This is a genomic window from Desulfobulbus alkaliphilus (genome assembly GCF_016918545.1).
GTDB classification, from domain to species: domain Bacteria; phylum Desulfobacterota; class Desulfobulbia; order Desulfobulbales; family Desulfobulbaceae; genus Desulfobulbus; species Desulfobulbus alkaliphilus.
Genome location: NZ_JAFFQC010000394.1, coordinates 1 through 398, shown reverse-complemented (window position 1 = coordinate 398; position 398 = coordinate 1). Strand labels below are relative to the sequence as shown.

At 59.8% G+C, this 398-nt stretch carries 1 protein-coding gene; it reads left to right on the top strand.

Features of this window, described 5'->3' with window-relative positions:
• Nucleotides 1–44: 44 nt before the first annotated feature.
• On the top strand, nucleotides 45–398 hold a 354-nt coding region (locus tag JWG43_RS19090; RefSeq protein WP_240193696.1), incomplete at its 3' end, for a DJ-1/PfpI family protein.

Genomic DNA, 398 nt, shown 5'->3' with positions numbered 1-398 from the left:
TCTTTGTTCCGGACGGGCGCCTTGCCGCACAGGAGAGTATCACGATGAAAAAGATTCTGCTGCTGGCCGGCGATTATGTGGAAGATTACGAAGTGATGGTGCCTTTCCAGATGCTGCTGATGCTGGGCTACGAAGTCCATGCCGTCTGCCCGGGCAAAAAGGCCGGAGATTTCGTGCGTACGGCCATCCATGACTTCGAGGGCGACCAGACCTACAGCGAGAAGCGCGGCCACAACTTCGCCATCAACTATGACTTCGACAAGGTCGATGTAGCCGACTACGCCGGTCTGGTGGTGCCCGGCGGGCGCGCTCCCGAATACCTGCGCCTCAACGAGCGCGTACTGGAGATCGTGCGTGAATTCGACGCCGCCGGGAAACCCATCGCCGCCATCTGCCAC